Origin of the sequence: Streptomyces sp. 3211.6 (genome assembly GCF_003634815.1) — a bacterium.
Taxonomy (GTDB): Bacteria; Actinomycetota; Actinomycetes; order Streptomycetales; family Streptomycetaceae; genus Streptomyces; species Streptomyces katrae_A.
On sequence record NZ_RBXC01000001.1, the window covers coordinates 3,662,035 to 3,684,752 of the forward strand.

Annotated in this window: 17 protein-coding genes and 1 pseudogene; 10 read left to right on the forward strand and 8 right to left on the reverse strand. The window is 73.3% G+C overall.

What is annotated here, in order from left to right; genetic code table 11:
* The 4 genes from nadC to BX286_RS16775 all read right to left on the reverse strand — a co-directional run bounded on the left by nadC (position 1) and on the right by BX286_RS16775 (position 4,745).
* Complete coding sequence (gene nadC, locus BX286_RS16760; protein ID WP_079427989.1) at positions 1-978, reverse strand: carboxylating nicotinate-nucleotide diphosphorylase; 978 nt, start codon at positions 976-978, stop codon at positions 1-3.
* A gap of 40 nt (positions 979-1,018) precedes the next feature.
* Positions 1,019-2,716 (reverse strand): L-aspartate oxidase, encoded by a 1,698-nt coding sequence (locus BX286_RS16765; protein ID WP_121017665.1) that lies wholly within the window; start codon positions 2,714-2,716, stop codon positions 1,019-1,021.
* A 95-nt stretch (positions 2,717-2,811) separates the two neighbouring features.
* Positions 2,812-3,819: a pantoate--beta-alanine ligase gene (gene panC / locus BX286_RS16770; protein ID WP_079427991.1), complete on the reverse strand. Its 1,008-nt coding sequence runs from the start codon at positions 3,817-3,819 to the stop codon at positions 2,812-2,814.
* A complete protein-coding gene (locus tag BX286_RS16775) occupies positions 3,816-4,745 on the reverse strand; it encodes a Rossmann-like and DUF2520 domain-containing protein (RefSeq protein WP_100863441.1) in 930 nt (309 codons plus the stop codon). The genes panC and BX286_RS16775 overlap by 4 nt, the downstream gene beginning before the upstream one ends.
* Before the next feature lie 242 nt (positions 4,746-4,987).
* Between BX286_RS16775 and BX286_RS16780 the strand changes: the two genes are divergently transcribed.
* Positions 4,988-6,133 carry a low specificity L-threonine aldolase gene (locus tag BX286_RS16780; RefSeq protein WP_079431787.1) on the forward strand — a complete coding sequence of 382 codons (1,146 nt, stop codon included), beginning with the start codon at positions 4,988-4,990 and terminating at the stop codon, positions 6,131-6,133.
* Between the two features lie 966 nt (positions 6,134-7,099).
* A complete protein-coding gene (locus BX286_RS16790) occupies positions 7,100-7,687 on the forward strand; it encodes a hypothetical protein (protein WP_123995743.1) in 588 nt (195 codons plus the stop codon).
* A 661-nt stretch (positions 7,688-8,348) separates the two neighbouring features.
* Here BX286_RS16790 and BX286_RS16800 read toward each other — a convergent pair.
* A complete protein-coding gene (locus BX286_RS16800) occupies positions 8,349-8,561 on the reverse strand; it encodes a hypothetical protein (RefSeq protein WP_121015341.1) in 213 nt (70 codons plus the stop codon).
* Between the two features lie 177 nt (positions 8,562-8,738).
* On the opposite strand from BX286_RS16800, the gene BX286_RS16805 reads away from it, so the two are divergent.
* Together BX286_RS16805 and BX286_RS16810 are read left to right on the forward strand one after the other, a co-directional pair.
* Positions 8,739-9,863 (forward strand): DUF5937 family protein, encoded by a 1,125-nt coding sequence (locus BX286_RS16805; protein WP_185117292.1) that lies wholly within the window; start codon positions 8,739-8,741, stop codon positions 9,861-9,863.
* A 220-nt stretch (positions 9,864-10,083) separates the two neighbouring features.
* Complete coding sequence (locus tag BX286_RS16810; RefSeq protein ID WP_079427999.1) at positions 10,084-11,634, forward strand: M28 family metallopeptidase; 1,551 nt, start codon at positions 10,084-10,086, stop codon at positions 11,632-11,634.
* A 96-nt stretch (positions 11,635-11,730) separates the two neighbouring features.
* On the opposite strand, the gene BX286_RS16815 is transcribed toward BX286_RS16810, so the two are convergent.
* The gene (locus BX286_RS16815; protein WP_100863440.1) at positions 11,731-12,495 is read right to left on the reverse strand and encodes a hypothetical protein; all 765 of its coding nucleotides are present in this window, start codon (positions 12,493-12,495) and stop codon (positions 11,731-11,733) included.
* A 320-nt stretch (positions 12,496-12,815) separates the two neighbouring features.
* On the opposite strand from BX286_RS16815, the gene BX286_RS16820 reads away from it, so the two are divergent.
* The 5 genes from BX286_RS16820 to BX286_RS16840 all read left to right on the forward strand — a co-directional run bounded on the left by BX286_RS16820 (position 12,816) and on the right by BX286_RS16840 (position 19,893).
* Entirely contained in the window at positions 12,816-14,081 is a 1,266-nt protein-coding gene (locus BX286_RS16820) for a CapA family protein (RefSeq protein WP_121015343.1), read from the forward strand.
* A gap of 160 nt (positions 14,082-14,241) precedes the next feature.
* On the forward strand, positions 14,242-16,530 hold the full coding sequence (locus BX286_RS16825) for a HAMP domain-containing protein (protein ID WP_121017666.1): 2,289 nt from the start codon (positions 14,242-14,244) through the stop codon (positions 16,528-16,530).
* A 6-nt stretch (positions 16,531-16,536) separates the two neighbouring features.
* Positions 16,537-18,297 carry a poly-gamma-glutamate synthase PgsB gene (gene pgsB, locus BX286_RS16830; protein WP_261993444.1) on the forward strand — a complete coding sequence of 587 codons (1,761 nt, stop codon included), beginning with the start codon at positions 16,537-16,539 and terminating at the stop codon, positions 18,295-18,297.
* The gene (locus BX286_RS16835; protein WP_079428007.1) at positions 18,294-18,776 is read left to right on the forward strand and encodes a poly-gamma-glutamate biosynthesis protein PgsC/CapC; all 483 of its coding nucleotides are present in this window, start codon (positions 18,294-18,296) and stop codon (positions 18,774-18,776) included. Before pgsB ends, BX286_RS16835 begins: the two co-directional genes overlap by 4 nt.
* Positions 18,777-18,807: 31 nt before the next feature.
* On the forward strand, positions 18,808-19,893 hold the full coding sequence (locus BX286_RS16840; RefSeq protein ID WP_079428009.1) for an NlpC/P60 family protein: 1,086 nt from the start codon (positions 18,808-18,810) through the stop codon (positions 19,891-19,893).
* Here the strand turns inward: BX286_RS16840 and BX286_RS16845 are convergent.
* Positions 19,890-20,903, reverse strand: coding sequence for an SAM-dependent methyltransferase (locus tag BX286_RS16845; protein ID WP_079428011.1), 1,014 nt, complete (start codon positions 20,901-20,903; stop codon positions 19,890-19,892). The genes BX286_RS16840 and BX286_RS16845 overlap by 4 nt on opposite strands.
* Before the next feature lie 107 nt (positions 20,904-21,010).
* Here BX286_RS16845 and BX286_RS16850 point away from each other — a divergent pair, with 107 nt between their 5' ends.
* Complete coding sequence (locus BX286_RS16850) at positions 21,011-22,219, forward strand: sensor histidine kinase (RefSeq protein ID WP_079428013.1); 1,209 nt, start codon at positions 21,011-21,013, stop codon at positions 22,217-22,219.
* Between the two features lie 28 nt (positions 22,220-22,247).
* Here BX286_RS16850 and BX286_RS16855 read toward each other — a convergent pair.
* A pseudogene (locus BX286_RS16855) lies at positions 22,248-22,657 on the reverse strand (zinc ribbon domain-containing protein); the annotation flags it as partial.
* Between the last annotated feature and the right edge of the window lie 61 nt (positions 22,658-22,718).

Genomic DNA, 22,718 nt, shown 5'->3' on the forward strand with positions numbered 1-22,718 from the left:
CTACACCGCCTCGCGCAGGTCGAGGCCGATGTCCAGGATCGGAGAGGAGTGCGTGAGCGCGCCCACCGCCAGGTAGTCCACGCCGGTCTCGGCGTAGGCGCGGGCGGTCTCCAGGGTGAGGCGGCCCGAGGACTCCAGGGCGGCGCGGCCGGCCACGAGGGTGACGGCCTCCTCGGTCTCCGGGACGGTGAAGTTGTCCAGGAGGATCAGGTCGGCGCCCGCGTCGACGACCTCGCGGACCTGGTGCATGGTGTCGACCTCGACCTCGACCGGCAGGTCCGGGAAGGCCTCGCGGACGGCCTTGAAGGCCTGGGCGACGCCGCCGGCGGCGATCACGTGGTTGTCCTTGACCAGCGCCGCGTCCGACAGGGACATGCGGTGGTTGACGCCGCCGCCGCAGCGGACCGCGTACTTCTCCAGCGAGCGCAGGCCGGGGGTGGTCTTGCGGGTGTCGCGGACCTTGGCCTTCGTGCCCTCCAGCACGTCCGCCCAGCGGCGGGTCGCCGTCGCGATGCCGGACAGGCGGCACAGGAGGTTCAGGGCGCTGCGCTCGGCCGTCAGCAGGTCGCGGGTGCGGGCGCGGACCGACAGCAGCAGCTGCCCGGCCTCCACGCGGTCGCCGTCCTCGGCGTGCCGCTCCACCTCGAACGCCTCCGTACAGACCACGGAGAACACGGCCTCGGCGATCCGCAGCCCGGCCACGACCCCGGCCTCGCGGGCCACGAAGTCGGCGACGGCCTCGGCCTCTTCGGGGACGGTGGCGGCGGTGGTGACGTCGACACCGCCGTCCAGGTCCTCGGACAGCGCCATGTGCGCGATGTCCTCGACCTCGATCGGGTCGAGGCCCGCGTCCGCGAGCAGCTGGGCGAGCGCCGGGTCGAGGCCGCTCTCCTCTCCCTCGCCGCAGCCGCAGTCGTCGCCGCAGCCGCCTTCGTTCTGCTCGATCAGGGGGAGTTCGGGGAGTTCGGGGGTGCTCACGGTCGGTGCTCCTGGCTTGAGGGGTGGGCGTGGGGAACGTCTACGGGCGCCGGGCGCCGGAGGGGGCGTCCGCGTCCACGGGCGGGAAGTCCGCCGAGTCGGTAGGGGTGACGACCAGCGCGCGGCGCTCCGTCGCCGAGAGCCGCACCACCAGGTGGCGGCGCCAGGCGTCGTCGCGGTCGGGGTGGTCCTCGCGCCAGTGGCAGCCGCGGGTCTCGGCACGCCGCTGGGCGGCGGCGACCAGGACGCGGGCCACGCAGAGCAGGTTGGTCGCCTCCCAGGTGTCCACGCCCGGTTCGGCGGTCTTGCCGTGGGTCTCCAGCTCGCCGAGGGCCGTCGTGTACAGGGTCTCCAGGGCCTCGGAGGCCTCGCTCAGGGACTCCGCGGAACGCAGCACGCCCGCGCCCTGGGACATGATCCGCTGGATCTCGTAGCGGGCCGTCGCGGGCTGGAGCGGGCCGGTCGCGGGCACGGGTATGCCCGGGCCGCTGCCCTCGGGGGCGCGGGAGACGATGTCCTCGGCGATCCGCTCGGCGAAGACCAGGCCCTCCAGGAGGGAGTTGGAGGCCAGGCGGTTGGCTCCGTGCACGCCGGTGCAGGCGACCTCGCCGCAGGCGTACAGGCCCGGGACGGTGGTGCGGCCGTGCAGGTCGGTGCGGACGCCGCCGGAGGCGTAGTGCGCGGCGGGCGCGACCGGGATGGGCTCGTTCACCGGGTCGATGCCGTGGGAACGGCAGGCGGCGAGGATGGTGGGGAAGCGGTTCTCCCACATCTCGGCGCCGAAGTGCCGGGCGTCGAGGTACATGTGCCGGGCGTCCTGCTCCTGCATGCGGCGCATGATGCCCTTGGCCACGATGTCGCGCGGGGCGAGCTCGGCGAGCTCGTGCTGGCCCACCATGAAGCGGACCCCGTCGGCGTCGACGAGGTGGGCGCCCTCGCCCCGTACGGCCTCCGAGACCAGGGGCTGCTGGCCCTCCGCGTCCGGGCCCAGGAACAGGACGGTCGGGTGGAACTGGACGAACTCCAGGTCGGAGACCTCGGCGCCGGCGCGCAGCGCGAGGGCGACGCCGTCGCCGGTGGAGACGGACGGGTTGGTGGTCGCGGAGAAGACCTGGCCCATGCCGCCGGTCGCGAGGATCACGGCGGGCGCGTGGACGGCGCCGACGCCGTCGTGCTGGCCCTCGCCCATCACGTGCAGGGTGACGCCGGCCGTGCGGCCCTCGGCGTCCTGGAGCAGGTCCAGGACCAGCGCGTTCTCGACCGTCTCTATGCCGGCGGCGTGGACGGCCTCCACGAGGGCGCGGGAGATCTCGGCGCCGGTGGCGTCGCCGCCCGCGTGCGCGATCCGGCGGCGGTGGTGGCCGCCCTCGCGGGTCAGCTCGATCTCGCCGGTCTCGGCGGAGGTGTCGAAGACGGCCCCCGCCGCGATGAGCCGGCGCACCGCGCCCGGGCCCTCGGTGACCAGGAGCCGTACGGCGTTCTCGTCGCACAGTCCCGCACCGGCCACCAGGGTGTCGTCCAGGTGCTGCTCGGGGGTGTCGCCCTCACCGAGCGCGGCGGCGATGCCGCCCTGGGCCCAACGGGTCGATCCGTCGTCGAGGCGGGCCTTGGTGACCACGACCGTACGGCGGCCCGCGGCGGCGCAGCGCAGCGCGGCGGTCAGGCCCGCGACGCCGGATCCGACGACCACGACGTCCGCGTCGACGGCCCAGCCGGGGGCGGGGGCGTCCAGCCGTATGCCGGTGCCGGGGCCGGCGGCGTCCGGGGTGCCTGCGTTGCCCGGGGTGCCTGGGTTGCCGGGGGTGCCTGGGTTGCCGGGAGTGCCTGTGGTGCTCACGCGTGTGCTCCGAACTCCAATGGGATGTTGTCGATCAGCCGGGTCGTGCCGACCTTCGCCGCGACGGCCAGCACGGCCTGTCCGGTGAACTCGGGGCCGACGTCGGTGAAGTCCTGCGGGTCCACCAGCGCCAGGTAGTCCAGGACCAGCGGCGGATCGTGGCGGGCCGCCTCCTCCAGGACGTGCCGGGCCGCGGCCCGTACGGCGTCCGGCAGGCCGCTGCCGGCGGTGACGGCCGCCGACACGGCGTGGGCGTCGGCGGAGGCGCGGATCTCGCCCAGCCGGGCCAGGGCGGTGGCCCGCTCGTCGCTGGCGGGCGCGGCCTCGGCGCGGGCGCGCAGCGCGGCCTGCGCCGCGAGCCGGTCGCGGCCGGCGAACAGGGCGCGGGAGAGGGCGAGGGCAGCGGGGCGCTCGGCCGGGGTGAGGTAACGGTTGCGGGAGGACAGGGCGAGCCCGTCGTCCTCGCGGACGGTGGGGACGCCGACCACCTCGACGGGGAAGTTGAGGTCGGTCACCATGCGCCGGATCAGCGCCAGCTGCTGGGCGTCCTTCTGCCCGAAGAGGGCCAGGTCGGGGCGGGTGAGGTGGAGCAGCTTGGCGACGACGGTGAGCATGCCGTCGAAGTGGCCGGGGCGGGTGGCGCCCTCCAGGCGTTCGCCCATCGGCCCGGCGGTGATCCGCACCTGCGGGTCGCCGCCCGGGTAGACCTCCTCCACGGAGGGCGCGAACACGGCGTCGGCGCCCGCGGCTTCGGCGATCACCAGGTCGGCGTCGAGGGTGCGCGGGTAGCGGTCGAGGTCCTCGTTCGCCCCGAACTGGAGCGGGTTGACGAAGACCGTCACCACGACCTGCCCGTCGGGGCCGGCCTGCTCGCGCGCGGCGCGCACCAGGGTGGCGTGGCCCTCGTGCAGGGCGCCCATGGTCATCACGACGGCACGGCGGCCGGTGCGCGGCAGCTTGTGGAGCTCTTCGGCGGTGTTCAGCAGCTGGAGCGGGCCGGTCATCGCTCCCCACCCTTCGGATCGGCGGTGTCGGTGGTGCCGTCGTCGGCGAGGACGCCGAGCAGGTCCTCGGCGAGCTCGGGCTTGAGCAGTCCGTGCGCGAGGGCCCGGTCGGCGGTGGTGCGGGCCATGGCGAGGTAACCGGCGACGGTGCCGGGGGCGTGCTTGCGCAGCTCGGAGACGTGCGCGGCGACGGTGCCGGCGTCACCGCGGGCCACGGGGCCGGTCAGGGCGGCGTCGCCGGAGCGCAGGGCGTTGTCCAGGGCGGCGCCGAGGAGCGGGCCGAGCATCCGGTCGGGGTGCTCGACCCCGGCGGTGCTCAGCAGCTCCATCGCCTGGGCGACCAGGGTGACCAGGTGGTTCGCACCCAGGGCGAGGGCCGCGTGGTAGAGCGGACGGCTCTCCTCCGCGATCCACTCGGGCTCCCCGCCCATCTCGATGACCAGCGCTTCGGCGGCGAGCCGCAGCTCGTCGGGGGCGGTCACGCCGAAGGAGCAGCCGGCCAGCCGCTGCACGTCCACCTCGGTACCGGTGAAGGTCATCGCGGGGTGCAGGGCCAGCGGCAGGGCGCCCGCACGGCGCGCCGGGTCGAGCACGGCGGTCCCGTACCGGCCGGAGGTGTGCACGAGGAGCTGCCCGGGACGCACGGCCCCGGTCGCGACGAGGCCCTCGACCAGCCCGGGCAGGGCGTCGTCGGGGACGGTGAGGAGCACCAGCTCGGCCCGCTCCAGCACCTGCGCGGGGGTGAGGAGGGGGACGCCGGGCAGCATCCGGTCGGCCCGGCGCCGGGAGGCGTCGGACACGCCGGAGACGGCGACGGGGTGGTGCCCGGCCTGCTGCAGGGCGCGGGCCAGCGCGGGCCCGACGCGGCCGGCGCCGACGACTCCGACGGAGAGCCGGGCGGGGCGCTCTTGCTGCGATGAGTTCACGCGGGGAATGCCTTCCGTTCCAGTCCGCGGGGGGTACCGGACGATACGTCGCCATGCTAGGCCCTCGGGGCGGGAGGGCGCCGGTCAGGCCTGGGGGGTGCGGGGTGCGGGGTGCGGGGTGCGGGGTGCGGGGTGCGGGGTGGGTGGTAAATGGTTCGGGGTGGCCGGGGGGTGGGGGGCATGATCGTGGGATGGATGGTGTGACGGACGAAGACGTGAAGGAAGACGGGGGCGTCGGGGACATGGCGGACACGGCGGACACGGCCGACGAGGCGGCGGAACGGACGAAGCGGGCCGTGGAGGCCTGGCGGGCGGCCACGCGGGTGCTGACGCGCAGCCCCCGGGCCGAGACCGTCGGGGAACTGCTCGCGGAGCTGGCGGACGCCCCGTACGACATGGACGCGTCCGCCGACCTCTACGGGGACGGGGTCGTCGCCGAGCTGGAGCGGCGGGTCGCCGACCTGCTGGGCACCGAGGACGCCGCCTTCTTCCCCACGGGGACGATGGCCCAGCAGATCGCCCTGCGCTGCTGGGCGGGCCGCACCGGGAACCCCGTGGTCGCGATGCACCCGATGGGCCACCCCGAGCGGTGGGAGGGCGGCGCGCTGTCGACGGTGTCGGGGCTGCGCACGGTCCACCCGGTGGAGGAGCTGCGCCAGCCGACGCCGGAGGAGGTCCGGGACCACCCCGAGCCCTTCGGCACGCTGATGCTGGAGCTGCCGCTGCGCGACGCCGGGTTCCTGCTGCCCTCGTGGGAGGAGCTGACGGGGCTCGTGGACGCCGCCCGGGAGCGGGACGCGGTGGTCCACTTCGACGGGGCCCGGCTGTGGGAGTGCACCGTCCACTTCGGCCGCCCCCTGGCGGAGATCGCCGGGCTGGCCGACTCGGTCTACGTGTCCTTCTACAAGTCCCTGGGCGGCCTGAGCGGGGCCTGCCTGGCGGGGGCCCGCGGCTTCGTGGAGGAGACCCGCGTCTGGCGCCACCGGTACGGGGGCCAGATCTTCCGCCAGTTCCCCCAGGCCCTGTCGGCCCTGGCCGGCCTCGACCGGGAGCTGCCCCGGCTCCCGGCGTACGTCGAGCAGGCCCGGATGGTCGCGGGAGCGCTGCGCGAGGGCTTCGAGGCGGCCGGGGTGCCGTGGTTCCGGATCAACCCCGGGGTACCGCACACGCACCAGTTCCAGGTGTGGCTCCCGCACGAGCCGGACCGCCTGACCGAAGCGGGCACACGGCTGGCGGAGGAGGAGGGCACGGTCCTGTTCGGGCGGTGGAGCGCGGAGGGGGTCGCGCCGGGCCTGTCGATGACGGAGGTCACGGTGACGCAGCCGGGGCTGGCGTGGACGCCGCAGGACGTCCGGGAGGCAGTGGCGGGGTTCTTGGCGCGGGTGTAGGGGGTGGGGCGCGGGCCCGCTTTTGCCCCCGCGAGGGGCCGGGGCGGGTCGGCGGCTGCCCACCCGCCTCGGGCGGGGTCCGCGCGGACCGGAAACGGCCGGCGGACCGGGGGCGGGGAGGGCGGGACCACACTCGGCGGTCTCAGGGATGGGTTGGGGCTTTCCCGTCAGTCTCATCGTCCTTCCGCGTCGGGCCACCCTGTCAAGGGCGCTCCTTCGTCGCGTCGCTTCGCGATCGCCTGCGGCGACCCTTGACAGGCCGTCCCGCCACGGAAAAACGAAGACTGCCGGGAAACCCCCAAAGGAACGGGACGGACGTTCATTGGACATGCGGCCGTATCAGCGACCCTTCGGGGTCGTCGGGGGCCGCCTCGCCAAGCATCCGGGCCGACAGGATTGCCATCCGGGGCCGCGATCCGCGACAGATCGCTACGCGCTCCTCCCGTCTCAGCGTCTACCAGCCGCCTGGGGCCGCTGCCCGCACCAAAGGCCGACAGGATCGTCATCCGGGGCCGGGGGGCGCCACAAATCGCTACGCGCTCCTCCCGTCCCGGCGTCTGACGGCCGTCTTGGGCTGATACCTGCACCAAATGACGAACAGGTCGGCATCCGGGCTTGCGGGCGCGCCAGATCGCTACGCGCTGCCGAGATTCCGGCGGCTGCCGGTCGTCCGGGGCTGTTGCCTGCACCAGAAGACGAACAGAGCAGTGTCCGGTGCACCCGGGCGCAACAGATCGCTACGCGCTCCTCTCGTCTCGGCGTCCGGCCGCCGTCTGGGGCTGATATCCGCACCCAATGACGAACAGGGGGGCCTGACGAGGAGGTTGACCAGGCAAGTTGTTGCGCACACCCCCGGTCGACATGTCTCGACGGGCAGGAGAGCATGAGGGTAGGGACTCCTGGGCTGGTCGTCATGGGCGTGGTCCGAGTCCCTCTCGATCCCTCCCCCTCAGGTGAGGAATTCTGATGAACCAGCGAACCCGTAGAACCCTGTGCACCACCCTCATGGCCTGTTCACTCGCCGTCGGGCCGGTCACCGCCGCACGGGCCGTCAACGCCCCGGCGGCGGGTCCGTCCGGTTCGGAGTGCTTCGTCGAAGCCAAGGCGGGCGATGCGACGAAAGCGACGGTCACGGGCGGGGGCTTCGCAAAGGCCAAGGGAAAGGTCTTCCTCGACCAGACCGACGGCGACGGCGGCGGCACCGCCACAGTGGGCGACGACGGTACGTTCACCTCCGGCGAGGTACCGGCCGGTAAATACGTCGCCTTCCAGCAAGGTGGTCCGCGCGTGAACTGCGTGGGTGGACAGGAAGCCCAGGACATCGTCAACCAGAAGCTGATCCTCTCCGAGCAGACCCGCGGCACCAACGAGGGCTGGGCCCAGGGGAGGAAGCTGGCCAAGTCCGGTGCCTGTGACGCGAAAGCCGAACCGCGGACGCCGAACCTTCATGGGCTTGCCGCCGATTCAGAGGCCCAGAAGAAGGCCGAAGAGGCCTACAAGAACGCGTACTCCGCCTCCTTCGGCAAAGCCATCGACTTCTACTGCCACCACTAGCCGGTCGGGTGCGGATATCCGCCCCAGACGGCGGCCGGACGCCGAGACGAGAGGAGCGCGTAGCGATCTGGCGCGCCCGCAAGCCCGGATGCCGACCTGTTCGTCATTTGGTGCAGGTATCAGCCCAAGACGGCCGTCAGACGCCGGGACGGGAGGAGCGCGTAGCGATTTGTGGCGCCCCCCGGCCCCGGATGACGATCCTGTCGGCCTTTGGTGCGGGCAGCGGCCCCAGGCGGCTGGTAGACGCTGAGACGGGAGGAGCGCGTAGCGATCTGGCGCGGATCGCGGCCCCGGATGGCAATCCTGTCGGCCCGGATGCTTGGCGAGGCGGCCCCCGACGACCCCGAAGGGTCGCTGATACGGCCGCATGTCCAATGAACATCCGTCCCGTTCCTTTGGGGGTTTCCCGGCAGTCTTCGTTTTTCCGTGGCGGGACGGCCTGTCAAGGGTCGCCGCAGGCGATCGCGCAGCGACGCGACGAAGGAGCGCCCTTGACAGGGTGGCCCGACGCGGAAGGACGATGAGACTGACGGGAAACCCCCAACCCCTCCCTGAGACCGCCCCGCCGGGACCCCGCCCTCCCCACCCCCGCTCCGCCGCCCCGCTCCCGCCCCACGGGGACCCCGCGCCTCGGCCCGCCCCCCCCACCCCCACCCCCCCCTCAGCACGTCCGCGTCCCGTGGACGAACAGCCGGGTCAGGGCGTGGCGCCAGGGGTGGGTGGTGGGGGCGCCCTCGACGGCGGCTTCGAACTGGGCCGCCGTGCGCAGGGAGCGCAGGACGGCCAGGTCGTCGCGGCCCGGGGGCGGGGGCATGGGGGTGCCGTGCTGGGAGGCGCGGTAGGTGTCGATGAGGTACTGCTCTATCGCGGTCATGACTCCACCCTCACCCCGTCGGCCGCGGTCCGCGCGTCGATTGACGCGAGGCGTCAATCGACGCCTCCCACCTGCGGCGGAGCCCCCGCCCGGCCACCCGGACGGCCCCGGGGTCGGGCGTGTCGGCGGGGCCACCCCGGGGGTCCGGGCGGGGGTGGCGGCCGACAGAATGGGGCGATGAGCGTGACCATCGACATCGCCGGGCTCCCCGTGGAGCGGATCGCCTTCGCGCCCTCCCCGCTCGCCGAGCTCTGCATGACCCTGCACGCGCTCTCGCAGCCCGCCCACCATCCGGCGCTGCATTCCTGGACGAGGACGACCAGGGCCTCGCTCGACCCCTGCTTGGCCGAGCGGCTCCTTGAGGCCGATTTCATGTGGCGCAGTTCCTTCTCCGACGTCTTCATGGCCTTCGCCGGTGTCCCGGGCGGCAGCGGCCGCCCCGGGGCGACCCTGGCCGAGGAGCTGGACGTCCTCGACCGGTTGGACGACGAGCGGTTCGTGCTGGCCGCGCTGGAGCACTGCTGGCTGGCGCTCTACAACGAGGGCGGCGCCCCGTCCCCGCTCACGGACGCCGGCGCCCGGGCCAAGGCGCTGGAGACGGCGGCCGCGCGCGGTCCGGGGCGGCTGGAGTTCACCCGGCGGCTGCTGGACGACCCCGTGTCCGTGCGGGTCTGGCTGAGGCGGCTGCTGGAGGACTGTGACGAGGCCTTCTTCGCCGAGACCTGGCGGCGGATCGAGCCGCGGCAGACGGCGGACGCCCGGCACAAGACGGAGGTGCTGCGCCACCGGGGGCTGTCGGCCGTGCTGAAGGAGGTGTCCTCGGCGCTGAGCGTGGACGAGGCGCACACGGTGATCACCGCCGACAAGATGGTCAACGGCCAGGCCACCGCCACCGATCCGGAGGTGGGCCACGGTCTGCTGTTCGTCCCGACCAACTTCGGCTGGCCGCACCTGCTCGTGCTGCACGCACCGGGCTGGATGCCGGTGGTCCACTACCCCCTGGAGTCGCCGGAGCTGCCCTCGGAGCCGCCGTCGGTGGAGCTGGTGCAGCGCCGGATGGAGGCGCTGGCGCACCCCATGCGGATGCTGCTGTGCCGCAGCCTGGCGCGGGCCCCGTACACGACCAGCGAGCTGGCCCGGGTGTACGGGATATCCGCGCCGGAGGTCTCCCGGCACCTGGCCGTCCTGAAGAGGGCGGGGCTGATGCAGACCCGGCGTCAGGGGCGCTACGTCCAGCACCAGTTGGACCTGTCCGTGGTCGCGCGGATAGGCCCCGACCTCATCGAGGGCATCCTCCGCTGACCTCCCGCCGCCGACCTCCCGGCGCCCCCGGTCCGGGGTCCGGACGGTGGCCGGATTTCGCCGTTACCCGTCGGCGCGGACCGACCGATATCCGGATTTCACAAACCGGAAGCAGTGAAAAGTCTGGCGACGGCGGCGGATTGCTGCCTAACGTGCCCCCACCGCTCACCCCGCAGGCCGCTCCACCCCGCAGTCGCTCCCGTGCCGTGAAAGGACTTTCATGCCTTCTCGCCGTATAGCCGCAGCAACCGCCGCCCTGGCGGCCGCGGCCCTCGTCTCCCCGCTGCTCCTCGCCGGCCCGGCCGGCGCGTCGAGCCCGCAGAGCGACGCCGCCCGGGGCGACGCCCTGGCCAGGAAACTGGTCAAGGAGGCGACCGGCAAGGGCGCCAACAACCACCTGAAGGTCTTCCAGTCGATCGCCGACTACAACAACGGCACCCGCGTCGCCGGGTCGAAGGGGCACGAGCAGTCCGCCAAGTACGTCGAGGGCGTGCTGAAGGCCGCCGGGTACGAGGTCTCGCGGCACGAGTTCGACTTCGTGTACGTCGAGACGATCGCGGAGACCCTGAAGGTCAACGGCGCGAACGGGCGCGACGTCCCGCTCAAGCTGATGACGTACACCGCGAGCGGCCCGGAGGGCGGGGTCACCGCCCCGGTCGCGGTCGTACCGGTCGACGCGGACGGCTCCAACGGCTGCGATGCCGCCGACTTCGCCCCCGGCGCGTTCACCGGCAAGATCGCCCTGGTCAAGCGCGGCGGCTGCACCTTCGCCGTGAAGCAGGCGAACGCGGCGGCGGCCGGCGCGGTCGGCGCGGTCATCTACAACAACACCGCGGGCGCCCTGAACGGCACCCTCGGCGACCCGAACGCGGGCAAGGTCCCCACCGGCGGCATCAGCCAGGCCGACGGCGAGAAGCTGGCCGCCGAGGCCGCCGCCGGGCCGGTGGAGGTGACCCTCGACGTCCGCCAGTTCCGCGAGAACCGCAAGACCTGGAACGTCATCGCGGAGACGAAGGGCGGCGACGCGGACAACACGGTCTTCCTCGGCGCCCACCTGGACTCGGTCGCCGCGGGTCCCGGCATCAACGACAACGGCTCCGGCTCGGCCGGCATCCTCCAGGTCGCGCAGCGCCTCGCGAGCGAGCAGAAGAAGATCAAGAACAAGGTCAAGTTCGCCTGGTGGTCGGCGGAGGAGTTCGGCCTGCTCGGCTCGGAGGCGTACGTGGCCTCGCTGACCCCGGAGCAGAAGAAGCAGATCAAGCTCTACCTGAACTTCGACATGATCGCCTCGCCCAACGCCGCCTACTTCGTCTACGACGGCGACGACTCCGACAAGGTCGGTTCGGGCCCGGGCCCGGAGGGTTCGGCGCAGCTGGAGAAGCAGATCACCGACTTCCTCGACGCGCAGAAGATCCCGCACGAGGGCAGTGACTTCACCGGCCGCTCGGACTACGGCCCGTTCATCGAGGCGGGCATCCCGTCCGGTGGCACGGACACCGGCGCCGAGGGCATCAAGACCCCGGCGCAGGCCGCGAAGTTCGGCGGTCAGGCGGGTGTCGCCTACGACGTCAACTACCACGGCAAGGGCGACGACATCGGCAACATCGACCAGAAGGCCCTCGACATCAACGTCGACGTGATCGCGAACGCGGTGGGCCACTACGCCTACGACCTGGCGCCGCTGTCGCAGCCGGTCGTCTCGAAGCCGACCACCGGCTCGGGCAACGGCGGCGGTCTGCGCCCGGGCCACGACCACGAGGCCGCCGAGTAGGCGGAACAGGCGTCGTAGGCAGAGCGAGCGGCAGCACGGAGGGGCCGGCATCCCGCGGGGGTGTCCGGCCCCTTCGCCGCACCCCGCCCCGCGGGGCTACGCCCCCGCCCACCCCGCCGTGACGTACGCGATCGCGCGTGCCACCTCGTCGCGCCGGCCGGGGTCCGCCCGGACGGAGCGGGCGAGTTCCAGGTGGAGGAAGCGCGTTGCGAGCTCGGCGGCCAGCCGGCCCTGGGCGTTGCCGCGGCCCGACATCCGGCAGCCGGTGCTCCATGCCCGGCAGGGGCGGACGCCCCGGGAGGCCAGCTCGTCGGCGAGCCGTGCGGCGTCGGCGGCCGCCGCGTCGCCCGCCCCGGTGGAGACGACGGCTCCGGCGCCGGGGACGGTGGAGTCGGCGAAGCCGTGCAGCTGGATGCCGGGCAGGCCCCGCCGGGTCAGCTCGGCGATGACGGCGTGGAAGACCGAGTCGGTGCGGTGCGCCATGTCGGCCTCCCCGGTGCCACCGCCGCCTCCACCGCCGCTCCCCGCTCCGGCCCCGGCCGCGTTCGCGTCCCCGGCCCCGTCGCCCTCCTCCCCCTCACCGTCGCCCCCGCCCGGGCCGCCGGCCGCTTTGCGGTGGGCGCCCGCCAGGACCATGACCCCGCCCGGGGTCCCGCGCAGTACGGCGACCCCGAGCCGTTCGGTGTCCTGGTCGGCGATCGGGTGCGGGACCTGTACCGACCAGCGCACCGGGGCACCGAGGTCGACGTAGACCCGGCCCCAGCCCCGGTTGGCGGAGCCGGAGCGGGCAGCGGCGTCCGCGACCTCCGCGTAGCGGCGGCCGCCCGGGCCGTCGGTGAAGGTGTCGAGGCGGTAGTCCACCCCGGCGAGGCGGGTCCGTCCCTTTTCGACATCCCCGTCCAAAAGGGATGAAATACCCGCAAGCACGGCGGACCTCTCCGCCTCGGTGGGGGTGCGATAACCGCCCCGCACCCCGAATTCGGAGGTGAATCGGGTCACCCGGTCGAGCAGATCGGTGGCCTGCGCCACAGGCGCCGGAACGGATGCCTCCGCCTTTTTAGCCGAATTGGTCGGGCGAAAAGCGGCATAACCGACGATCGTCATGATCATTAGGCAAATGATCACCGGGATCGTTATGTTTTTCGTCAATTTCACCGTCATCACTGGCTGAAAATAACCGAATGAACCCCCGCCCCACCCGACTGGTCTCTCCCAGGGCCCTCACCGCGCTCCTGTGCGCGTCGCTGAGCCTCGCCCTCGCGGGATGCGGCCTCCTCGGCAGTGCCACCGGCGGCGGTGCAGGCGGTGACGGCGGCGACGGCGTCAAGGGCGGCGGCCGGTCCTTCTCGGTCGCCGCGGCCGGCGACATCCTCATCCACCCCCAGCTCACCGACCAGGCGGCCCGGGACGCGCGGGCGGCCGGGCGCACGGGGTACGACTTCGACCGGATCATGGCGGGGGTCAAGCCGGTCATCAGCAAGGCCGACCTCGGCATCTGCCACATGGAGCCGGTCCTGGGCGAGCCGAACGGCCCCTTCCAGACCTATCCCGATTTCCTCGTCCCGCCCCAGATCGCGAAGACGGTCAAGAGCATCGGCTACGACACCTGCTCCACGGCCTCCAACCACACCCTCGACCACGGCCCCGAAGGCGTGTACCGCACCCTCGACACCCTGGACCGCGAGGGCCTCCGGCACACCGGCTCCGCCCGCAGCCAGCAGGAGGCGGACAAGCCGAACATCCTGGACGTCAAGGGCGTCAAGGTCGCCCAGATCTCCTTCGCCTCCGGCTTCAACGGCCGCCAGGTCCCCCAGGACAAGCCCTGGCTGGCCAACCTGGTCAGCGTCAAGGCCGTGGCCGCGGCCGAGAAGCGGGCCCGCGCGGCCGGCGCCGAGGTGGTGATCCTCTCCGTCCACTGGGGCCGCGAGCACCAGCCCGACCCCAGCGGCCCCCAGCTGGAACTGGCCCGCCAGATCGCCAGGGAGACCGGGGTCGACCTGGTCATCGGCCACCACGCCCACGTCGTCCAGCCGATGGAGAAGATCGACGGCACCTGGGTCGCGTACGGGCTCGGCAACCAGCTCGCCCGCCACGACGTGCCCAGCGGCCTCACCGAAGAGGGCGCCATCGGCTGGTTCGACTTCACCGAGAAGAGCGGCAAGTGGGAGGTGCGGGCCCGCTACGTGCCGACCTACACCGACATCCCGCCGGACCCCGAGAGCGCCCCCGGCACCGCCCTGCCCGGAGCCGGGACCGCCCCCGTCCGCGACCACCGGCTGGTCGACGTCGCCGCCGCCCTCGCCTCCGGCACCACCCCCGACGGGAAGGAGCTGCTGCCCGAGCAGCGCGCCCGCTACCGCCTGGCCTTCGAACGCACCCGGGGCACGCTGCTCAACCGCGGCGCCGCCAAGGACGGACTGCGCCCGCTTCGGGAGCTGCCCGACTGAACCCGCACGGCACCCGCCCGTAAGCCCGCAAGCCCGTACGACCTGAGCCCGCCGGAGACCCCCACCCGCCCCGGGCCCAAGACCTCCCCCACCAGGAAGGACCCCCGCTGTGGCCGCTTCGCCTGCCAAGCGACGGCGCAAGGCCCGCCGCAGGGCCGACATGTCCCTGCTCGGCGGCATCAGGCCCCCGATCACCGTCCTGTCGGTCCTGCTGCTCGCCCTGGCGGGGTTCACCGCGATGAGCCTCGGCAGTGTCCGCGAGGACCGGCTGCCCCAGGCCGTGCTCACCTCCCAGCAGCACTTCGCCGAGGACGGCGCGATCGCGCTGCGCGCCTCCCTGGACGAGAGCGTCACCGACCTGAACCGGGCCGCGGCCCTCTTCTCCGCCGGCAAGCCCGTCGCCCCCGACGCCGTGCTCGACCGGATCGGCAGCGTCTACCAGAAGTGGCGCGGCACCGCCGTCGTCGAGATCGGCTCGGGCCGGCTGCTCGCCGCGCGCGGCGAGAACCTCCCGCTGACGGCCGTCGACCGCACCAAGCTCTCCGGCGAGGGCGGCCTGGCCCCCCGCATGGTCACCCTCGCCAACGGCGAGACCCGCCTGCTCACCCTCTCCCTCCTGACCTGGAAGGACCAGCCCCAGCAACTGCTGGTCGCCTCCAGCAGCCTGCGCTTCCCCGGCATCAGCCTCGGCAACCTCCGCAGCATCGCCGTCGTCGGGGCCGACGGCACCGTCCTGAGCACCGACGGCATACCCGAGCCCGAGATGCTCCTCAGCGACAACCGGCGCGCCGACGTCAAACGGGACACGAAGCAGCTGGCCTCCTTCGCCAGGACCGCCGCCAAGAAGGCCGCGGCGAACCCGCTGACCGTCAAGGAGCCCGGCTCCGGCGGCTTCCCCGGCGTCAGCGGCAGCCTGATGGGCGGCGAGACGAGCGGCGAGCGCGCCGCCGCCGGGTACGCCCGCCTCTCCGGACCGGAAGCGGGTGTCGGCACCAGCGCCACCAGCCTGGAACTGACCGTCGTCGCGATGATCGACATCGCCCAGAACCCCTCCCGCGCCACCGACGCCTTCGCCGGACTGGTCCTCGCCGGCGCCCTGCTCCTGGTCGGCGCGCTCGTCATCGCCCTGCTGGTCGCCACCGTGCAGCGGCCACTGATCACCCTGTTCCTGGAGAGCCGCCGGCTGACCCGCGGCGACCTCACCCGCCCCGTGGCCATCCCCCGCGGCGGCGAGGCCGCGCGGATCGCCCTCGCGCTGGACCGGCTGCGCGGCCAGCTCCGCGACCGCGACCGCGACGGCGGCAGCGCCCCCGCCGCGCCCGGCGCCCGCGGCAGGGACAAGCGGCGTACGGGCGCCCGTACGCTCGTCGCGGTCTGCGCGGTGCTGCTCCTCGCCTGGTGCCTGCCGCTGGGGCTGCTCGTCAACCGGGCCGGGGACTCCGTCGTCGTACCGCAGCAGCTGGTCAACGACCAGCGCGAGCGCACCGACACCCTCAACGACCGGGTCCGGCGCGCCCTCAACGAGGGCCAGGCCGACCTGCTGTCCGTGGCCGCGCTGATGGGCGCCGACGCCGGGCCCGACCGCATGTCCGACGTCCTGGAACACACGGTGCGGGAGCACGCCCGCTACGCCTCCCTGTACGTGCTCGACGACTCCGGCAAGGCCCTCGCCCAGGCGGGCGGCCACCCCCGGGCGCCCTTCGGCAAGGGCCCCCGCAAGGAGCCCGTCGCCCTCTACGACGGCGCCAAGGAGCCCGTCATCATCGCCACGGCCGAGATCCCCGGCCGGGCCGGCACGGCCGTCGTCGGCGAGTTCCGCATCGACTTCCTCAACGCCCTCCTCAAGCGGCCGGGTCTCGGCGAGATCCGGGTCGTGGACTCCAAGCACCGGGTCATCGGCTCCAACAACGGCTACCGCGCCTTCCAGGACCTCGGCGACGGACGCCTCGACGCCCTCGTGCAGGGCTCCTCCCTCAAGGTCGGCATGGCCCCCCGGCCCGGCGGCGTCCTCTACCGCAGCGGCGGCGACCACGTCATCGCGGCGGCCGCGCCCTTCTCGGGCGGCGGGGCGGCCGGGGACCTGAAGTGGACCGTGGTCAGCTGGCAGCCCGCCAAGGGCCTGGCCATCCGCGAGTACAGCCTCCAGAACCGCACCGTCCTCGCCGGGCTCCTCGGCTTCGCGGTCGGCGCGGCCTGCCTGGGCTGGCTCCAGATCATCGTGGTCGCCCCGCTGCGCGAGCTCGCCCGCCGCGCCGAGGCCCTCGCCGACGGCGACCGCCGCACCGTCCTCTACCCGCGCCACCACGACGAGGTCGGCGCCGTGACCCGCAGCCTGGAGATCATCCGCCAGCAGCTCCAGCAGGGCGGCCGACGGCGCGGGCCGCAGCGGACGACGACCGACACCGGGGGAGCGGGAGCCCCCTCCGCCACCACGGCCGGAAGGAACTGATCCCCCGTGCTCTTCCTCTACTGCGTGCTGCTCGTCAGCTGCCTGATCATGCTGGTCGCGGGCATCGTGGAGCAGCGTCGGCACTTCGCCAACCTGGACCGGATACCGAACCGGGTGCTGGTCAACGGCATCCGCGGCAAGAGCTCCATCACCCGGCTGTGCGCGGGCGCGCTGCGCGGCGGCGGTCTGACGACGGTCGCCAAGACCACCGGCACCGCGGCCCGGTTCATCCACCCGGACGCCACCGAGGAGCCGGTCTACCGCAAGTTCGGCATCGCGAACGTGGTCGAGCAGATCGGCATCGTGCGGCGCGCGGCCGCCTACCGGCCGGACGCGCTGGTCATGGAGTGCATGGCGGTCATGCCGGCGCTCCAGGAGATCAACCAGTCCAAGCTGATCCAGTCGACCATCGGCGTCCTGTGCAACGTCCGCGAGGACCACGTCGCCGAGATGGGCCCGACCCTGGACGACATCGCGCGCTCGCTGTCGCGGTCGATGCCGTACGGGGGGATCTGCGTGACCGCCGAAAAGGAGCGCTTCGACGTGCTCCAGGAGGAGGCGGACGCACGGGACTGCGAGCTCGTCTACGCGGACCCGGAGACGGTCTCGGACGAGGAGCTGCGCGGGTTCAGCTGGTTCACGTTCAAGGAGAACGTGGCGATCGCGCTCACCGTCGCCGAGCTCCTGGGCGTGGACCGGGCCACGGCCCTGAAGGGCATGTACGAGGCCCCGCCGGACCCGGGCGTGCTGTCGGTGGAGCGGTACCTGGCCCCGGGCGGCAAGCGGCTGCGGTTCGCGAACGTCTTCGCGGCGAACGACCCCGAGTCCACGCTGATGAACATCAACCAGCTGCTGGACCTGGGCGCGGTGGACCGCCCCCTGAACGTGGTGATCAACTGTCGGCCCGACCGGGTCGAGCGCAACGGGCAGATGGGCGCGATCGTTCCCGATCTGCGGCCGGACCGGGTGTTCGTGATCGGGCACCCGGCGAAGAGCGCCATCGACGCGATCCCGGCCGAGTGGCGCGACCGCGCGGTGGACCTCGGCGGCGAGCAGCGCGACGGCGAGGAGTTCATGCACGAGCTGCTCGGCCACCTCGGCGAGAGCTCCTCGCTCGTGGCCATCGGCAACATCCACGGCCAGGGCGAGGTGCTGCTGGAGCACCTCGCGGAGCTGCCGCCGGACGAGGCGGAGGACGCCCCCGCGTCGGCGCCGGCCGGGGAGGAGCCCCCGGCCCCGGTCTTCGGCCGGCCCTTCGACCCGTACGCGGACGACCCGCACGGCCCGGACCCGTACGCGGGGTTCCCGGGCGGGGAACAGCCGTATGCGGGCGCGGCGTACGGCCAGGTCCCGCACGGCCAGGGCCCGCACGCCCAGGGCCCGCACGGCCAAGGCCCGCACGCGCAGACCGCGTACGGGCAGGCCCCTCACGCACAGGCCCCGTACGGGCAGGCCCCTCACGCACAGGCCCCGTACGGGCAGCAGGTCTACGGGCAGCGGCCCGCGCAGGACCCGTACGCGTACGGGCAGCCGCCGCAGCCCCGCCCGCAGGCAGCCCACCCGTACCCGCAGCAGTCTCAGCCGCCCTCCGGCCCCCGCCCCGGGGAGCCGTACGGCGGTGGCGGGCCGCCGCAGCGGCCCGCCGACCCGTACGGGATCGCCGCCGCCACCCCCGTACCGGCCTGGCCGCAGCAGGCACCGCAGCCGCAGCCGCAGCCGCAGCCGCAGCCGCAGCCGCACCCGTACACCCCAGGAGAGCCCCGTTGATCCCCGCCGTCCTCACCCCCGAGATCGCCGCGATCGGCATCGCGCTGGGCCTGCTGTTCTCCCTGCTCTGCTACCTCACCACCAACCTCTCCCCCGGCGGCATGATCACCCCGGGGTGGCTGGCGCTCACCCTCGTCGAGGACCTCCAGCGCGCGGCCCTGGTCGTCGGCATCACCGTCATGACGTACGTGCTGACCCTCCTCACGCAGCGGTTCGTGATCCTCTACGGCAAGCGCCTGTTCGCCGCCGTCGTCCTGATCGGCGTGCTGCTCCAGGCCACCGTGGTGATCGTGCTCCAGCTGGAGTTCCCGCTCCTCTACGCGAACCAGACCCTCGGTTTCATCGTCCCCGGCCTGATCGCGTACCAGCTGGTCCGCCAGCCGAAGGGCGCCACCCTGCTCGCCACCGGCAGCGCCACGCTCATGACGTACGTCGTCCTGACCGCCGGGATCCTGCTCGGCGTCATGCCCACCGCCTGACCCCGCACCGCCCCACCCCCGGAGCCCCCGTATGACCGCCAAGCCGAAGAGCCGCCGCCGCACCCGCCCGGTACTGCACACGGTCACCGTGCTCGCGCTGCTGGCCGGCAGCGCCTACTTCACCTACGCGCTGCGCGCGCAGGAGCAGGCCAAGGCGCCCTCCGTGCAGATGGTGCAGGACAAGAACATCACCGCGGCCCTCAAGGGGGGCGACGCCGGCGGCCAGAAGTGGGAGCGCGTGCAGAGCCCGAACCGGTCGGTGCTGCGCGACGCCACCGGTCAGGTCCTGGCCACCTTCACCGACGGCGCCCGCACGGCCACCCTCACCGGCCCGAGCCGTACCTTCACCGAGCCCGCCAACACCACCACCCGGGTCGTCACCGAGAACTGGGTGCGGCTGATGCCCGAGCCGTGGAAGCAGGGCGCGGAGAGCGCGCCGTGGTTCAAGGAGTGGTTCAAGAAGTACTTCGGGAGCCAGGAGGACGACATCTTCGCGATCGCCTTCCAGTACGGCGACCAGGCCCCGGTGAAGAAGGACGCGCAGGGCGTCTCGTACGCGGGCGACGCCTCCTTCGGCCCGCTCAACCCCAACGGCTCCGAGGGCAACGACCTGCGGCTGGAGCAGTCGGACTTCTTCGACTACCTCGGCGCCCCGTACACCTTCCGCAACGGGGTGAAGAAGCAGCCGCAGAGCGCCCGTTACCGGTCGATGGACTGCTCGGGCTTCGTCCGCACGGTCTTCGGCTACCGGGCCCGCTACCCGCTGATGCCCGACGACGTCCCCGGTCCCGGCCTGCCGCGCACCGCGAACGGCATCGCCCGCTCCGCGCTGGGCGCGGACGTCATCCCGCTCAAGGGGGTGGGGGCGGAGTTCCGGCCCGCGTCCGTCGACGTGATCCAGCCGGGCGACCTGCTGTTCTTCAAGCTCGACGCCCGGACCAAGGACCGCCTGGACCACACGGGCATCTACCTCGGCACCGACACCGACGGCCACCAGATCTTCATCTCCAGCCGGGAGGAGGCCAACGGCCCCACCATCGGCGACAAGGGCGGCACCTCGCGCCTCGACGGCAACGGCTACTACGCGACGACCCTGCGCAGCGTGAAGCGGCTCTAGCCCAGGATCCCGCCGGTGATCGCGACCGGCTGGAGCAGCCAGCCGAAGTCGCCGAGACCCCCGCGCGCGGTGAGCTCGGCCGCCTCGCCCGCCGAGGCCAGGGCCCGGACGTAGCCGGCCGGGTCGGTGGAGGCCAGGGCCAGCGGCGGCCGGCCGCCCGAGACGCCGAGGGCGGTCAGGGCCTCGCGCTGGGTGAGCAGACGGGCGCCCGGGCCGGCGCAGGAGTCGAGGGCGACGTGCGCGGTGACGTCGCAGCGGCCGTCCGGGACGGGCGCGACCTCGCGGCCCTCGCGGAAACCGGTGAGGGTGCCGTACGGAGGGCGGGCGTCGCGGGTGTGGGCGTAGTCCACGGCCACCGCCAGGCCCCGCTCCAGGGTGGCGACGGCCCCGGCCCAGGCCTCGTCGCGGGCCCGGCCGATCTCCGCCCGTCCCTCCCGCTCCCCGCCGGGCCACCACCGCTCCAGCCAGGCCCGGTCGGCGGCCTCCAGCGGGGCGCCCGGGGTCTCCGTCCCGTCGGGGGCGACCAGGACGTACCGTCCGTCCTCGGCGATCTCCAGCGGTACGTTGTCCAGCCACTCGTTCGCGAAGAGCAGGCCCGTCGCCCCCGCGGGCGGCGCGTCCACCCAGCGGATGCGCGGGTCCAGCCCCCCGGGGGCGGCCGCGCGCTCGACGGCGTACGGAACGACCCGCGCGGCCGTCGCCTCCGGCAGGGCGGCGAGCACCCCCGCGAGCAGCTCGCCCCGTCCGGCGCCCACGTCCACCAGGTCCAGCCGCTCCGGATGCCCGAGCTCCGCGTCCACCGCGACGAGCAGCCGGGCCACGGCCCCCGCGTACAGCGGCGAGGCGTGCACGGAGGTCCGGAAGTGCCCGGCGGGCCCGGCGCCGCCGGGGCGCACGTAGAAGCCCCCCGGCCCGTACAGCGCGGCCTCCATGGCCGCCCGCCACCGGACCGGCCGCGCGACCCCGACGGGGCCCCCGGCCCGTTCCCCGACACCACCCTGAGCGTTCATCCCGCCCAGGTTAAGGTCACCCTCCACCTTGGGGAGTACTCCCCCGTCACAGGGATCGCACCTGTGGTTGACTCCAGCACCTATCCCCTTTCCCTACTCTGGGTTACGTGCAGCGCCTCTACGACTTCATCCGCAGACACCCGACGGGCGTCGACAGCTTCTGGGCTGTCCTCTTCTTCGGGATCTCGATGCTGAACGTCGCCGACCTGGGCGACGGGGCGAGCACCGCACTGCGGCTGGCCACCGTGCCCGTCGTGGCCGCCCTGACCGCCGTCATCGCGCTGCGCCGCAAATGGACCGGGCAGATGTACTGGCTGACGGTGGGCGCGGGCCTCTACCAGCTGGCCATCGGATCGCCGACGCAGTTCTGCGACCTCGCGATGCTGGTCATCCTGTTCACGGTCGCCGCCTCCGGCGACATCCCGCGCTGGGTCTCGCGCACCGCCCTGGTCTCCGGGCTGCTGGCTCCCCCGCTCTACTTCCTGCGGCTCGGCGTCGACAAGAACGCGAGCACCGTGCAGGAGACCCTGTTCGTCGTCTTCACGATCGTGCCCTTCGCCCTGGCCTGGGTCATGGGCGACTCGCTGCGCACCCGCCGCGCCTATTACGCCCAGCTCGTGGAGCGCAACCAGCGGCTGGAGAAGGAGCGCGAGGCGCAGGCGAAGGTGGCGGTGGCCGCCGAGCGGGCCCGCATCGCCCGCGAGCTGCACGACGTCGTCGCGCACAACGTGTCGGTGATGGTGGTCCAGGCCGACGGGGCGGCCTACGTCATGGACGTGGCGCCCGAGCAGGCCAAGGAGGCCCTGCAGACCATCTCCGGGACGGGCCGGCAGGCCCTCGCGGAGATGCGCCGGCTGCTGGGCGTGCTGCGCACGGGCGAGCCGCAGGAGTCCGAGGACTACGTGCCCCAGCCGGACGTGGAGCAGATCGAGGTCCTGGTGGAGCAGGTCCGGGCGGCCGGGCTGACGGTGGACTTCGAGGTGGAGGGCGCCCCGCGCAAGCTGCCCAGCGGGGTGGAGCTGACCGCGTACCGGATCGTGCAGGAGGCGCTGACGAACACGCGCAAGCACGGCGGCCCGGACGCGAAGGCGAGCGTACGGCTGGTCTACTTCGACGACGGGCTGGGCCTGCTGGTCGAGGACGACGGCCGGGGCGCCGCACACGAGTTGTACGAGGACGGCGGCGCGGACGGCGCCGGGCACGGACTGATCGGCATGCGGGAACGCGTCGGTATGGTCGGAGGCACCCTGGACGCGGGCCCCCGGCCCGGCGGCGGCTTCCGGATCAGCGCGCTGCTCCCGCTCAAGAAAAGTTGAAACCTCCCCCGTACGGGGGATTCCTGGCTCAGGCAGCCCGGCGGACCGGCGGTCCGTCAGGTCTTCCGCGATCAACGCCAGCCGGGTCGAGACCGGCCCGGACGAGCATCACGCGTGCAGAGTTCTTGTCTCGGGGGGAGACGGCTCCGCACTCGGTGCAGGTGTAGGTACGTTCCGACAGCGGCAGTGCGTGCTTGGCTCTCGCTCCGCACCGGCCGCAGTCCGTGGTGGTATGTGCCGGGTTCACCAGGTAGAGGGCCCGACCGTGCTTGCGCGCCATGTTGATCAGCTCGCGCTTGGTAGCGGAGAGGCTGCCTGACCGCGTCCGGGCTTCCGCCGGGACATCATCCGCTGGTAGCGGGCGAGCGCCCCGGCGGCCTTCCTCCCGTGCTCGGGGTGCGGAAGATGTGAACCGGGCGTACCCGGCGTCCCCGACTTCGCTTGATGCCGTCACAGCGCCAACGTAAGGCCAGGTGCCGACCGTCTCCCGATAGTCGCC

Excerpts from the sequence above, each read along its gene's own strand:
- BX286_RS16825 (WP_121017666.1), top strand. The coding sequence starts at position 14,242 with ATGTCCCTGCTCGGCGGCATCAGGCCCCCGATCACCGTCCTGTCGGTC.
- BX286_RS16845 (WP_079428011.1), bottom strand. The coding sequence starts at position 20,903 with ATGAACGCTCAGGGTGGTGTCGGGGAACGGGCCGGGGGCCCCGTCGGG.
- BX286_RS16780 (WP_079431787.1), top strand. The coding sequence starts at position 4,988 with ATGGCGGACACGGCGGACACGGCCGACGAGGCGGCGGAACGGACGAAG.
- BX286_RS16805 (WP_185117292.1), top strand. The coding sequence starts at position 8,739 with ATGAGCGTGACCATCGACATCGCCGGGCTCCCCGTGGAGCGGATCGCC.
- BX286_RS16800 (WP_121015341.1), bottom strand. The coding sequence starts at position 8,561 with ATGACCGCGATAGAGCAGTACCTCATCGACACCTACCGCGCCTCCCAG.
- BX286_RS16790 (WP_123995743.1), top strand. The coding sequence starts at position 7,100 with ATGAACCAGCGAACCCGTAGAACCCTGTGCACCACCCTCATGGCCTGT.
- panC (WP_079427991.1), bottom strand. The coding sequence starts at position 3,819 with ATGACCGGCCCGCTCCAGCTGCTGAACACCGCCGAAGAGCTCCACAAG.
- BX286_RS16820 (WP_121015343.1), top strand. The coding sequence starts at position 12,816 with ATGAACCCCCGCCCCACCCGACTGGTCTCTCCCAGGGCCCTCACCGCG.
- BX286_RS16840 (WP_079428009.1), top strand. The coding sequence starts at position 18,808 with ATGACCGCCAAGCCGAAGAGCCGCCGCCGCACCCGCCCGGTACTGCAC.
- BX286_RS16810 (WP_079427999.1), top strand. The coding sequence starts at position 10,084 with ATGCCTTCTCGCCGTATAGCCGCAGCAACCGCCGCCCTGGCGGCCGCG.